Here is a 13,409-nt window from a genome sequence, read left to right as displayed (position 1 = left end):
CTTGCCTGCCAACACCTGGGCGAGCCAGCGCGGGCAGGGCGCGAGCCCCCGATAGCGTCGCGGGATGTCCGTTCGACGCCCACGCCGCCGGAACACCCGGAAGGGAACGGCGCAGCGGCCGTTGCCCATCGCCGGGCCCGGCGAGCGGCTGTGGGTGCTCGACGTGCCCTACGGGACCCAGGTCGACGGCGCCGCCTGGCACCCGGCGGTCAAGACCCACCTGTACGTCGGGCGCGCCGTGCCCGCCCACCTGGCGCCGTACGTTCCCGGACCGCACACCCTCGGCCGGTTCATCGAGAACACGCTCAACCCCGACAGTCCGGCGCCCTCCCCCGAGCCGACCGACGAGCTCGAGCCGCGGCGGATCCAGTTCGAAGCCGCCGACGCGATCGCGGCGCGCGCCGCGGCGGGCGGACGGCAGTTCCTGCTGGCCGACGAGCCCGGCGTGGGCAAGACGATCTCAGCCGTGCTCGGCGCGAGCGCGGTGGGTGACCTGCGCGGCGCGCAGCGGGTGCTCGTCGTGGCCGACCGGCCCGCCGCGATCACGATCGGCCACTGGTGCCGCACGATCACAGCGCTCGGCGACGGCGGCCTGGAGTGGGTCGTGATCACGTGGGACCGGCTGGAGAAGGTCAAGGACCACACCTGGGACGTGATCATCGCCGACGAGGCGCACGCACTACGACGTACGACGACGAAGCGGTGGAAGCACTGGGCGCGGATCTCGGGACACGGCAAGCCGCACGACCAGGCCCCCTTCGTCATCGCGACGACCGCGACACCCGGGCACACGCCGCTGGAGCTGCCGTACCTCGCGCCCGCCTACGCGCAGGTGCTCGGCGAGTCGATGCGGGAGTGGACGTCGGCGACACAGCCCGGGGCGACGTTCGCCGCGGCCCTCGAGCGCCACGGCGTCGCGGTGGAGCAAGGTCGGTACGGCGCGACCTGGACCACCGACCCGGCGCGGCGCGCCGCCGACCTGAAGCTGGTGCGTGGCTGGCTCGCCGACGAGCGTCCCCCGGCGATGCTGCACCGCGCGGCGCCCTGGGGGCCGGTGCCGATCTCCGGCATGCCGGTCGCCCTCACACCGGCCGAGCGGACGGCGTACGAGGCCGAGTGGGGCGAGTTCTGCCGCGAGATGGACATCGCGCGACGCGGCCGCAACGTCGCCAAGGGCCGGGCCGCGCTGCTGCGGTTCCGGCAGAAGGCTGGGCTGATCCGGGTCGACTCGACGGTCGCCTGGATCACCCAGCAGGTCGAGTCCGAGCGACAGGTGGCGTGCTCGGTCGAGTTCGTCGCGACCGCGGCCGACCCCATCACCGACCGACTGCGGGACGCGGGGCTCGACGTCGCCACGATCTATGGTCGCGACCGGTTCGACGCCGAGGCCGAACGGCTCCGGTTCCAGACCGGACAGGCGAAGGTCTGCGTCTTCACCACGGTCGCCTCGATCAGCCTCCACGCCGGCGAGACCCTCGCCGACGGCCGTCAGGCGAGCACCGAGCCGCGGGTCGGCGTCTTCCACCAGGCGCGCTTCTCGGGCATCGCCGGGCGGCAGGTCACCGGGCGCACCCACCGCGACCACCAGGTCTCGCCGTGGCACATCGCGTACGCCGAAGGCACGGTCGAGGAACAGGTCGGCAGGGTCATGGTCGAACGGATCGCCGCAGCCTCCGACACGGTCGGCAGTGACACCACCGGACTCGCGGACCTCGCCCAGCTCCTCGGCGCCGACTGGCTGCCCCCGACCACCCTGACCGACGACGGCAGCTGAGCGCGGCGACCGACACTCACCCCAAGTGGTAGACGTCGAGCGCGGTCTCCCGGACCGTGTTGCCGTGGCGGTCGCGGCCGCTCACCCGCAGGCTCATCGTGCCATCGGCGCCGGCCGCGGGGTTGAGGTAGCGGACGTCGAAGGCGGCCGGCCCGGTGCGCACCACCCGCGCAGGCCGCCAGGTCCGGCCACCGTCGGTCGACAGCTCCACGCCGGCGCGAGCGATCCGGGGGTCTCGGGGCGGGGTCCGGAAGGACAGCTCGAAGTGGGTCGGCCCGGGCCGCAACCGACCCGACAGCGAGATCGGCGGGACGTACGACGGCACCAGGATCGCCGGGGTCGCCGCGCCGCGCGCGGAGTGGAACCGCCACAGGTCCTCGACCCGCGTCGAGAGCTGCCAGTTGGCCGCCGCGGGCTGCGACACGGCGTCCAGCTCATAGGTACGCCGTCCTCGCGGGACCGCGGCGTCGAAGGAGACCTCGTGACGCCCGCCGGCGATCCTGTGCCCGTCGCGGCGCAGCTCCCACGAGCCGTCGGCGCGATCGACGTAGGAGAACGTCTTCGACCCGGCGCCCGAGAACAGCGGCATCGAGCCGCGCAGGTGGTCGCCGTCCCTGCTCACGCCACGGGACGGTCCGTTGCCCTCCCAGCCGGGGCCGACCGGCCCGTGGGCGAAGGCCACGCCGTAGGTGCGCCCCGCCGCCGGGTAGCGGCCCACCACGATCAGCTGGGTGAGGTCGTTGCTGCCCGGCGCCGCCTGAGGGAACAGCGTCTGCTGGTAGGACGTGTCGGGCGAGGCCTGGAGGAGCAGGGTCCGGCGGCCAGGGACGCTGACGTCGTACTCGCTCCCGGTCCAGAAGTCGACGTCGTCGGCCGCAGCGTCGACGTAGGTCTGTCGCTGCCCAGCTGGCCCGTTGGCATAGAACCGGTCGACGACCCGGGCGAAGTCGGCCCGGTGGTGGGTGAAGGTCAGGTCGGCCGGAACGCCCTCGGACACGTCCGCGGTCACCGCCAGCTCGTGGTCCGACGCCCGGCCGGTGGGTGCGAGCTTGGTGGAGACGCCCGTGTGCAGCGCCCCGTGCGCGACGTCGCCGTCGGCCGGTCGCACCCGCATGAAGAACCGCGGCCCGGAGAACTGCACCGGGAAGCTGAACCCGGCGTCGGCGCTCCGGCCCACGCTGAGCACGGCCTCGCGGACGCGGTGCCCCGGCATGCTGACGTGGGGTCGGACGGTCGCCTCGGAGAGGTCCAGGTCGACGGTGCTGTCCTGCGTCACCGCGATCTCCGGCACCACCACCAGCCGGGAGAACGTCCACGCCATCACCGCGTAGTTGCCCTCGGGCACGTCGGCGGTGATGTTGCCGTCGACGTGCGGTGTCTCGAGGTAGCGGTCGGCGTCGTCGACGTTCTCGATGAACACGACCGCACTCGCGGGATGGCCGTTGCCGTGATGCACGTTGACGGTCAGCGCGTGCTGCGGACCAGGAAGGTTGGGCTCCGACGGCGCCGGACCGGCGAGACGGATCGAGCGGATCGCCGCGAGGTCCCGGTCGCGCAGACCGCCGAACCCGGCGCCGTAGCTGCCCCGGACGGTGCTCGACGACGTCGCGTCGGCCGCCAGACGGTGCGCCACCGTCCTCCACGCCGCCGTCCCGGCGTCGGGCCGCATCGTGATGACGACCGGTACCCGGCTGCCCGACAGCTGCGCGAGCCGGGACACGTCGAAGAGGGAGGAGTCCACCTTGGCACTCACCCCGGCGGGCGTCGCCGGCATCAGATAGCTCGCTCCGTCCGCGGTCCGCCATCTCGCCACCGGTCCGCGGCTGTGCGGGCCGGCAACGATCCGCGCCGCGCTGGTGCCGTCGGCGCGGGTCAGGATGCGTACGACGTCGCCGGTGATCAGGCGCACCGTGCGAACACTCGTGACCGCGAGCGGCGCGGCCGGCGGCCCGCTGGCGTGCCCGACCGAGTCGGCCGGATGGCCCGACGCGACCGGCGACGCCGGTGCCGAGGTGATGGCGATGACGATGGCGATGACGACGCTGACTGCAACGAGGCCGATGCGGCGCACGGGCACTCCCTCCGAGAGAAGTTGGGGCGAAGCTAGCCCGCTGATCCGGTCGCGGGCTCGAGCGTGACCTTGCGGGCCCAGCGGACGTCACCGTCGCCGTCGGTGTGCACCATCGCGAGGACCAGGTCGTCCTCGGGGTGGGAGGTCGCGACGTCGGCCTTCGGCAGGTAGAAGGAGAGGACGCCACCGCCCGTCTCGGCCGGAGCCAGCGAGAGCGCGTCGTAGTCCATGGAGTAGGACCCGTCGGCGTTCCGCACGGACGCCGTTCCGGCCAGCCAGGGATAGTGCTCGGAGAGCGCCTCGTACGAGCCGCTCCAGTGGGGGCCGCCCCCGCTCCCGGACTCCCCCCACGACCCGCTGGCGCCCAGCGGCTGGGGCGGCGAGAGGCGGCCGTCGAGCAGCACGAAGGCGTCCTCGCCGCCGGTCGGCGCGCCACTCCACGACACCTTCACGACGTACATCTGGCTGACGCGCGGGTACGCCGGCTCCGGCCGCACACCGACGGCCTCCAGGGCGTCCGGGTAGTCGTGGGGCGTCGTCGCCTGGACCTGCGCCGTGATGTCGATGCCGTCACCGCCGTGCGCCCACTCGTCGTCACGCTGTCGGTCACGCAGCCAGACGACGACGGCCACCACCGCGACCACCACGACCAGACCGGCCAGGCCCACCAGCAGCAGGCGTCGACGACCGTCCCGAGAAACCCCCGTTGTCTCGCTCACGTCGCCACCCTAGGCGCGAGACCGGACAACCCGCACGCCACCCGCGGCGTCCCACGGGCAGGAGGTGCTCAGGATGCGAGGACGCGGACGCGCGACGCCGGCGGTGCTGGCGGTGCTGGCGGTGCTGGCGACGCTGGCGGTGCTGCTCGTCGGGGCTCCCCGGGCCGACGCCGCGCCCGGCGGTGGCCCGCCGGCCCGGCCGTGCTCGCGGGGGCTGGTCGCCCTCACCTTCGACGACGGACCGTCGACGGCGGTGACGGCGCGGATGGTGCACCTGCTGAGGCATCTCCAGGTGCCCGCCACGTTCTTCATGGTGGGCACCAACGTGGCAGCCCACCCCGAGCTGGCGCGGCTGGTCTCCCGGGCCGGCTTCGCGATCGGCAACCACACCTGGGCGCACACCGACCTCACCACGCAGTCCGACAAGGAGATCCGGACCGCGCTACACCGCACGCGGCACGCACTGGTCGCGGCCGGGGTGCCGGCCCCGACGTTCGTGCGCCCGCCGTACGGCGCCGTCGACGACCGGGTCCGCGGCGTGCTCGCGGCCGAGGGCTACACCTCCGTGCTGTGGACCATCGACCCGCGCGACTGGGAGGACGGCACGCCCCGGCAGATCGCGGACCGGGTCGTCGCGGCCGTGCACCCGCACCGGACCAACGTGGTGATCCAGCATGACGGCGTGACCCGCTCCCCGCTGACGCTGCGGGCACTGCCGCGCGAGATCGCGACGCTGCGCGCGCGGGGCTACTGCTTCGCCGACCTCGGACCCGACGGGCAGCCGACCCCGCCGGTGCCGGTGGCGACGGTCGCCGCCGCCCGGCACCGGGTGGTCGAGGGCGGTCGGGTGCGCCTCACCGTGCACCTGGATCGGCCGACCACGCGCGCCACGGTGGTCCGCACCACCGCCGGGACCGTGCACGTTCCCGCGGGCCGGACGACCGCCACCCTCTGGCTCCGGGCGCCGCAGGACCGCACGGACGAGGTCGTCGAGGAGGTCACCACCAAGGTGTACGGCGGGCACGGCGTCCAGCCGGCGCTGGTCGCGCAGGCGCTGGTGCGCGTCGTCGACGACGATCCGCCCCCGGTGGCCACGCTGACCTCGACCCGGGTGACCGCCTCGCCGCTGCTGACGACGGTGGCGCGGATCGGCGTCCGGCTCGACCGGTCCTCCGACCGCCCGGTGCGGGCACAGGTGCGCTCCCCGCTGGGCCGGGCGCTCATCGTGGTCCCGGCCGGGTCTCGCACCGGGACGGTGACCCTCACCATCCCGACCGGCGCCCCGCGCGACGGTGACCGCGCGGTGCCGGTCCGGTTGGCACAGGTCGTCCACGCGACCCCCGGCCCGGACGCGACGTTGAGCGTGGACGCGCCCGACCAGACCGCCGCCCAGGCCCGTCACGACGCGCTGGTGGCGGTTCGCTGGCCGGTGGCCGGCGTACCCGACCTGTTCTAGTCGGCGCTCAGCTGCTGGGCAGCGGGAGCGGTTCGGGCTCCGAGAGGTCCATGGCGTGCAGCACCGGCAGGCGTACGCCGAGGACCAGCACGGTGGCCGCGAGGGCGATGCTGCCGGCCATCGCGGTCGCCATCGCGTGGCTGTCGTTGCCGAGGACGCCGACCAGGGGCGCGGTGAGGGCACCGAGCCCGAAGTTGAGCGAGCCGAACAGCGCGGCGGCCGTGCCGGCGGACTCGCCGTGCAGCGAGAGCCCGAGCGCCGAGGCGTTCGGGCCGCTCTGCCCGATCGCTCCGAGCAGGATGAAGAGCGGCACCATGAGCCCGAGCACCCCGCCGAACCCGGTCAGCGCGACGACCAGGAGCGCGGTCGAGGCGACCACCGCGGTCGAGAGCGAGGCGACCAGGATCCGGGCCGGCGGGAACCACGAGAGCAGCACGACGTTGACCTGGCTGGCCCCGATGTTGGCCACCGAGTTGACCGCGAAGATCAGGCTGAACGTGTGCTCGCTGAGCCCGAACTGGTCCTGGAACACGAACGAGGAGCCCGCGACGTACGCGAAGAGGGCCGACGCGTTGAGGCCCGAGACGAGGACCAGCGCGACGAAGGTGCGGTCGGTGAGCAGGCCGCGGTAGGTGCGGAGGGTCGCAGGCACCCCGCCCGTGCGCCGGCGGGCCGGCGGCAACGTCTCCGGCAGGGCGATCGCGGCCATCACCGTGACCCCCAGGCCGAGCACCGCCAGCGCGGCGAACACGCCGCGCCAGTCGGTCCAGCGCAGCATCTCGCCGCCGATGGTCGGCGCCAGCACCGGGGAGGCGCCGATCACGAGGACGAGCCGGGAGATCATCCGCGCGGCCCGGACCCCGGCGAACAGGTCGCGGACGACGGCGATCGCGACCACCGACGCCGCGGCGGCGCCGAGACCCTCCAGCACCCGCAGCACGCCCAGCACCGCGACGTTCGGCGCCACGACGCACAGCAGGGAGGCGAGGACGTGCACCGTGACGCCGGCCAGCAGCGGCCGCCGACGGCCGAACGTGTCCGACAGGGGGCCCAGCACCAGCTGCCCGAAGCCGAGGCCCGCCAGCGTGCCGGTGAGCGTGAGCTGGACGGCCGTCGAGGTGGTGTTCAGCTCGTGGGAGATGGTCGGCAGGGCCGGCAGGTACATGTCGATCGTGAACGGGCCCAGCGCGACCAGCGCGCCGAGCATCAGCACGAGGCGCAGCGACTCGCGCGGGGGCGCGGGTACGACGAGAGCGGGCATCGCGCCGGTGCCGGCACCGCAACCGTCCGCGGTCGTTCTCATCGCCTGGTCCCTCGCCTGGTTCCGCTTCTGTCGCGGTAAAGAATGCCAGCCGCAGGTCGTCCCGGACGAATCGGGTCCGCGGTCAGGCGGTCTCGAGCTCCTTGATCCCCCAGGGACTGCCGTACTCGGTCAGCAGGTCGAGGAAGGGCGCCGCGTCGAACGCCTCGGGGCCCAGGACACCGGCGCCCGACCAGGTGCCGCGGGCGAGCAGCTCGAGGGCGACGACCGGGTTGATCGCGGTCTGCCAGACCACGCACTGGTGGCCGTACTCCCGCATCGTCCACTCGTTGTCGACGACGTGGTAGAGGTACGTCGACCGAGCCCCCGTCGGATTCCCTTGGCCGTCCTTGCCCGTGCCGGTGACCCACAGCCCCGCGCACGTCTTGCCGCGCATCCGCGGACCGACGGTGGCCGGGTCGGGCAGCACGGCCGCAACGACGTCCCGCGGACTCACCTCGACACCCTTGACCCGGACCTTCTCGGTGCTGTCGAGGCCGAGCGTGTGCAGCACCTTGAGGATGTTGATGAACTCATCGCCCAGGCCGTACTTGAACGTCGCGCGCTTGCAGTCGACCCAGCGCGGCATGAGGAGGACCTCCTCGTGCTCGACGTTCACGCACTCGACTGGCCCGATGCCCTCCGGGAAGTCGAAGACCTCCGGCTCGGAGAACGGCGGGGTCGTGTGCCACTCGCCGTCCTGCCACACCACCGGTGGGTTGAGGCACTCCTCGATCGTGGTCCACATCGAGAACGACGGCGCGAAGATCTCGTTGCCCTCGTCGTCGGTGACCACGAGGTTGGCGCCGTCGCGGGTGCCGAGCTCGTCGATCTCGCTGAACAGGTGGTCGGCGGCGTACCTCGCGAACACGTCGGAGAGCCCGGGCTCGACGCCGATGCCGACCAGCGCCAGGCGCCCGGCGGCCTCCCAGTCCGAGGCCACCGCGAACTGCTCGTCGCCGAGCTTGACGCCGCATCGTTCGTACGGCGCCTCCGGATGCGGCTTGGACAGCGACATCGCCATGTCGAGGTAGTCCGCGCCCGCGGCGAACGCACCCTCGAACACCGGCATGTCGAACACCGGGTCGACCGCGTTCATCACGTGGGTGATCCCGTGCTCGCGGCACAGGGCCGCCACGTCCTCGGCCGAGGAGGCATCGATCCGCGCGGCGACGTACCGCCCGTCCGTGGCCGCGGCCCGCTCGGCCTTGGCCAGGTCGTAGTCGGCCACCACGATCGTCTCGAAGAAGTCACGCCGCGCCGCGATCGCGGCGAATGCTGCCCCGACTCCCCCAGCCCCAACAAGCAGAATCCTCATTGCTTCTCTATTCGTCGATGGTGGTTTCGAGGCTCGGGCCTAGCGGCCCTCGCACCTCAACCACCGGATGTCGATGGTCGGTGGTTGAGGCGCGAGCGAAGCGAGCCTCGAAACCACCCGAGGGCTGGTCAGTCCCCGATGTAGCTCATCACGTGCTTGATGCGGGTGTAGTCCTCGAGCCCGTACATGGAGAGGTCCTTGCCGTAGCCGGAGTGCTTGAACCCGCCGTGCGGCATCTCGGAGATGAACGGGATGTGGGTGTTGATCCACACCACGCCGAAGTCGAGGCCGCGCGACATCCGCATCGCCCGGGCGTGGTCCTTGGTCCAGACGCTCGAGGACAGGCCGTACTCGACGCCGTTGGCCCAGCGCAGCGCCTCGGCCTCGTCGGTGAATCGCTGCACGGTCATGACGGGGCCGAAGATCTCCGACTGGATCTGCTCGTCGTCCTGGCGCAGTCCCGAGACGACGGTGGGCTCGTAGAAGTAGCCACGGTCGCCCTTGCGAGCGCCGCCGGTCTGGAGGTTCGCGTGGTCGGGCAGCCGGTCGACCATGCCCGAGACGCGCTCGAGCTGGGACTGGTTGTTGAGCGGGCCGTAGTACGTCGCCTCGTCGTCGGGCATGCCGGTCGGCATCCCCTTCGCCGCCTCGGTCAGGGCGGCGACGAACTCGTCGTGGATGCCCGGCCCGGCGAGCACGCGGGTCGCGGCCGTGCAGTCCTGGCCGCCGTTGAACAGGCCGGCGCCGGCGATGCCCTCGGCGGCCTTCTCGATGTCGGCGTCGTCGAACACGATCACCGGCGCCTTGCCGCCGAGCTCGAGGTGGACGCGCTTGAGGTCGTGCGATGCCGACTCCGCGACCTCCATGCCGGCACGGACCGAACCGGTGATCGCGACCATCTGCGGGGTCTTGTGGGCGACGAGCGCGCGGCCGGTGTCACGGTCGCCGGTGACGACGTTGAGCACGCCCGGCGGCAGGAACTCCTGGGCGATCTCGGCGAGCAGCGTCGAGCTCGCGGGGGTGGTGTCGCTGGGCTTGAGCACGATCGTGTTGCCGCCCGCCAGGGCCGGGGCGATCTTCCAGATCATCATCAGCAGCGGGTAGTTCCACGGCGTCACCTGGCCGACGACGCCGACCGGCTCGCGGCGGATCCACGAGGTGTGGTCGGCCATGTACTCCCCGGCCGAGCGGCCCTCGAGCACCCGGGCGGCGCCGGCGAAGAACCGGAAGTGGTCCGCGGCGTACGGCATCTCCTCGTCCATGGTGATCTGGAGGGGCTTGCCGGTGTCCTTGCACTCGACGGCGTTGATCTCCTCGACCCGCGCCTCGATGGCGTCGGCGATCTTGAGCAGCGCCTCGGAGCGCTCCTTGGGCGTGGTGCTCCCCCACGACTCGAAGGCGGTGGCGGCCGCGGCGTACGCACGGTCGACGTCCTCGGCGCCCGATCGGGGCGCCTGGGCGTAGACCTCGCCGGTCGTCGGGTCGACGATGTCGTAGGTCTCGCCCGACGCGCTGTCGACGAGCTCTGCGTTGATGACGTTCTTGAACTGGTCGGCCATGCGGGGAGCCTAGTGACCCGACAACGGAATCGGTAGGGCGAGACCGGGACGTAACACGGAATTAGTCGTCACCGGGGGGTCAGGCGGTGTGGACGGGCTCTCCGTCGATCCAGGTGGACACGACCTGGGCGTCCCCGATCTGCTCGGCCGGTCCGGCGAACGGGTTCCGGTCGAGCACCACCAGGTCAGCGATCGCGCCGGGCCGCAGCACCCCCGCGTCGTCGCGCTGGTTGGCCCACGCCGAGCCCGAGGTGTACGCCGCGAAGGCGGCCTCGAGCGGCAGTGCCTGCTCCAGGAGGAACGGTGCCCGGTCGCTGCCGGGCTCGACCCGGGTGACCGCGACCTGGATCGCTTGCAGCGGATCGGGCGTGCTGACCGGCCAGTCGCTGCCCGCGACCAGGCGAGCACCGGATCGCAACAGCTCGCCGAACGGGTACTGCCAGCCGGCCCGCTCCGGGCCCAGGAACGGCACGGTCAGGTCGACCATCTGGTCGTCGAGACAGGCCCACAGCATCTGCAGGTTGGCGGCCACGCCGAGGCCGGCGAAGCGGCGTACGTCGTCGGGGTGCACGACCTGCAGGTGCGCGACGTGGTGGCGCCGCGCGGGGTCGGTGCCCTCGAACGCGTCGAGCGCCTCGCGGACGCCACGGTCGCCGATCGCGTGCACATGGACCTGGAAGCCGGCGGCGTCCAGCGCGACCACCGCCGCGCGCAGCGCGGCCGCGTCGAGGAAGGAGTGCCCGCGGTTGGTGGTCGCGTGGCCGCACCGGTCCAGGTAGGGCTCGAGCATCGCCGCCGTGCTGTTCTCCGCGACGCCGTCCTGCATGATCTTGACCGTGGTCGCACGGAACCGGCCGCCGGTCATCGCCTCACGCCTGCCGACCAGGTCGGCGACCTGCTCGGTCCCGAGCCGCCGCTCCCACCAGAGCGCGCCGACGACGTGGGAGCGGAGGTCGCCGCTCGCCGCGGCGGCGGTGTACGTCGAGGCCGGGTCGTCGATGCCGGAGTAGGCGCCCACGATCGCGTCCTGCCAGGACGTCACGCCGACCGAGTGCAGGTAGGCCTGACCGGCCATCAGCGCGGCGTGGAGGTCGGCCGCGGTCGGTCGCGGCACGTGACGGGACACCAGCGAGGTGGCGCCCTCGTGGAGGGTGCCGGTCGGCCGGCCGTCGGCGTCGCGCTCGATGCGGCCGTCAGGCGGGTCCGGGGTGCGATCGTCGACGCCGGCCAGCTCGAGCGCGCGGGTGTTGACCCAGGCCCCGTGGTGGTCGCGGTTGGGCAGGAACACGGGCCGGTCGGGCACGACCCGGTCGAGGTCGACGGCGGTCGGGGTACCGCCGGGGAACGCCGGCATCGCCCAGCCGCCCCCGAGGATCCACTCCGCGTCCGGGTGCGCGGCGGCGTACGTCGCGATCGCGTCGAGGTAGTCCTCTCGCGTGTCGAGCCCGGACAGGTCGCAGCGCAGCCGCTCCAGGCCGCCCTGGATGGGGTGCACGTGCGCGTCGGTGAAGCCGGGCGCCAACAGCCCGCCCGCCAGATCCACGACGTCCGCGCCGTCGCGGTCGACGCCGCGTCCAATGGCAGCGATCCGGCCGTCGCGGACCAGCACCTCCCCCGCACCGGCGTGCCGGAACCCGTCGAACAGTGTGCCGCCGGTGAAGAGCGTCGTCGTCATGCCGGAGTTCTACCACGGCGCGTGACAACGAAATCCGACGAATTCACCCCTTCGTGCGACGGATTCGCTTGCAATCGCCGGGCCTGGCCACGCATCATGGGCCGCATGCACCCGGACTACGACCACCTGCAGCAGGCCGCCAAGGACCACCTGTGGATGCACTTCACCCGGCACTCGACGTACGACACCTCCGACGTGCCGATCATCGTGCGCGGCGAGGGTGCCTACATCTACGACGCCCAGGGCAAGCGCTACCTCGACGGCCTGGCGGGGCTCTTCGTGAGCCAGCTCGGGCACGGTCGCACCGAGCTCGCCGAGGCGGCCGCGGCGCAGGCGAAGGAGCTCGCGTTCCACCCGCTGTGGTCCTACGCGCACCCCAACGCGATCCTGCTCGCGGAGCGGGTCGCCGGCTACGCACCCGGTGACCTCAACCGGGTGTTCTTCACCACCGGCGGCGGCGAGGCCGTCGAGTCCGCCTGGAAGCTCGCCAAGAACTTCTTCAAGCTCACCGGCAAGCCGATGAAGCACAAGGTGATCAGCCGGTCGATCGCCTACCACGGCACGACCCAGGGCGCGCTGTCGATCACCGGGCTGCCGCCGCTCAAGCAGCAGTTCGAACCGCTGGTGCCCTCGACGTTCCGGGTGCCGAACACCAACGTCTACCGCGCCTCCGAGGCGACCGGCGGGCTCCTCGACGGCAGCGACCCCGAGGCGTTCGGTCGCTGGGCCGCCGACCAGATCGCCGTCGCCATCGAGAACGAGGGTCCCGACACCGTGGCGGCCGTCTTCCTCGAGCCGGTGCAGAACGCCGGCGGCTGCTTCCCGCCGCCTCCGGGCTACTTCCAGCGGGTGCGCGAGATCTGCGACGAGTACGACGTCCTGCTGGTCTCCGACGAGGTCATCTGCGCGTTCGGCCGGCTCGGCCACATGTTCGGCGCGGATCGCTACGGCTACCAGCCCGACATCATCACCTGCGCCAAGGGCATCACCTCCGGCTACTCCCCTCTCGGCGCGATGATCGCCTCGGACCGACTGATGGAGCCGTTCCTGGCCGGGCCGGAGATGTTCGCCCACGGCTTCACCTTCGGTGGCCACCCGGTCTCGACCGCGGTCGCGATGGCCAACCTCGACATCTTCGAGAACGAGCACGTCCTCGAGCACGTGCGTGACAACGAGGGCGCCTTCCGCTCGACCTTGGAGCGTCTGCTCGACCTGCCGATCGTCGGCGACGTGCGCGGCGACGGCTACTTCTACGGGATCGAGCTGGTCAAGGACAAGGACACCAAGACCACCTTCGACGAGGCCGAGTCGGAGAAGCTGCTGCGCGGCTTCCTGTCCAAGGCGCTCTACGACGAAGGCCTCTACTGCCGCGCCGACGACCGCGGCGACCCGGTCATCCAGCTCTCTCCCCCGCTGATCTGCGACCAGTCGCACTTCGACGAGATGGAGCAGATCCTGCGCACCGTCCTCGACAAGGCCGCCACCCTGATCTGACCGCGTCTCGCGCGTCGCCTCCGGCGCCGCGCGCGGCCGCGGA

At 72.4% G+C, this 13,409-nt stretch carries 9 protein-coding genes; 3 read left to right on the top strand and 6 right to left on the bottom strand.

The window, feature by feature from the left end; genetic code table 11:
- Window positions 1-64 precede the first annotated feature (64 nt).
- The gene (locus AC3ANS_RS07390) at window positions 65-1,774 is read left to right on the top strand and encodes a DEAD/DEAH box helicase (protein ID WP_488295513.1); all 1,710 of its coding nucleotides are present in this window, start codon (window positions 65-67) and stop codon (window positions 1,772-1,774) included.
- 16 nt (window positions 1,775-1,790) lie between these two features.
- On the opposite strand, the gene AC3ANS_RS07385 is transcribed toward AC3ANS_RS07390, so the two are convergent.
- Both AC3ANS_RS07385 and AC3ANS_RS07380 read right to left on the bottom strand, forming a co-directional pair.
- Window positions 1,791-3,845: a hypothetical protein gene (locus AC3ANS_RS07385; protein ID WP_488295512.1), complete on the bottom strand. Its 2,055-nt coding sequence runs from the start codon at window positions 3,843-3,845 to the stop codon at window positions 1,791-1,793.
- 32 nt (window positions 3,846-3,877) lie between these two features.
- Entirely contained in the window at window positions 3,878-4,564 is a 687-nt protein-coding gene (locus AC3ANS_RS07380; protein WP_488295511.1) for a hypothetical protein, read from the bottom strand.
- Window positions 4,565-4,637: 73 nt separating this feature from the next.
- Here AC3ANS_RS07380 and AC3ANS_RS07375 point away from each other — a divergent pair, with 73 nt between their 5' ends.
- Window positions 4,638-6,020 carry a polysaccharide deacetylase family protein gene (locus AC3ANS_RS07375; RefSeq protein ID WP_488295510.1) on the top strand — a complete coding sequence of 461 codons (1,383 nt, stop codon included), beginning with the start codon at window positions 4,638-4,640 and terminating at the stop codon, window positions 6,018-6,020.
- A gap of 7 nt (window positions 6,021-6,027) precedes the next feature.
- On the opposite strand, the gene AC3ANS_RS07370 is transcribed toward AC3ANS_RS07375, so the two are convergent.
- The 4 genes from AC3ANS_RS07370 to AC3ANS_RS07355 all read right to left on the bottom strand — a co-directional run bounded on the left by AC3ANS_RS07370 (window position 6,028) and on the right by AC3ANS_RS07355 (window position 11,872).
- Entirely contained in the window at window positions 6,028-7,323 is a 1,296-nt protein-coding gene (locus AC3ANS_RS07370) for a multidrug effflux MFS transporter (protein WP_488295509.1), read from the bottom strand.
- A gap of 82 nt (window positions 7,324-7,405) precedes the next feature.
- Complete coding sequence (locus AC3ANS_RS07365) at window positions 7,406-8,638, bottom strand: saccharopine dehydrogenase family protein (RefSeq protein ID WP_488295508.1); 1,233 nt, start codon at window positions 8,636-8,638, stop codon at window positions 7,406-7,408.
- A gap of 128 nt (window positions 8,639-8,766) precedes the next feature.
- Window positions 8,767-10,197 carry a gamma-aminobutyraldehyde dehydrogenase gene (locus AC3ANS_RS07360; protein ID WP_488295507.1) on the bottom strand — a complete coding sequence of 477 codons (1,431 nt, stop codon included), beginning with the start codon at window positions 10,195-10,197 and terminating at the stop codon, window positions 8,767-8,769.
- A 79-nt stretch (window positions 10,198-10,276) separates the two neighbouring features.
- The gene (locus AC3ANS_RS07355; protein ID WP_488295506.1) at window positions 10,277-11,872 is read right to left on the bottom strand and encodes an amidohydrolase; all 1,596 of its coding nucleotides are present in this window, start codon (window positions 11,870-11,872) and stop codon (window positions 10,277-10,279) included.
- 105 nt (window positions 11,873-11,977) lie between these two features.
- Between AC3ANS_RS07355 and AC3ANS_RS07350 the strand changes: the two genes are divergently transcribed.
- A complete protein-coding gene (locus tag AC3ANS_RS07350) occupies window positions 11,978-13,366 on the top strand; it encodes an aspartate aminotransferase family protein (protein ID WP_488295505.1) in 1,389 nt (462 codons plus the stop codon).
- The last annotated feature ends 43 nt before the right edge of the window (window positions 13,367-13,409 follow it).

The sequence above is a fragment of the Nocardia sp. 149-1B genome, from assembly GCF_057747975.1.
This window is presented reverse-complemented; position numbering and strand designations above follow the sequence as displayed.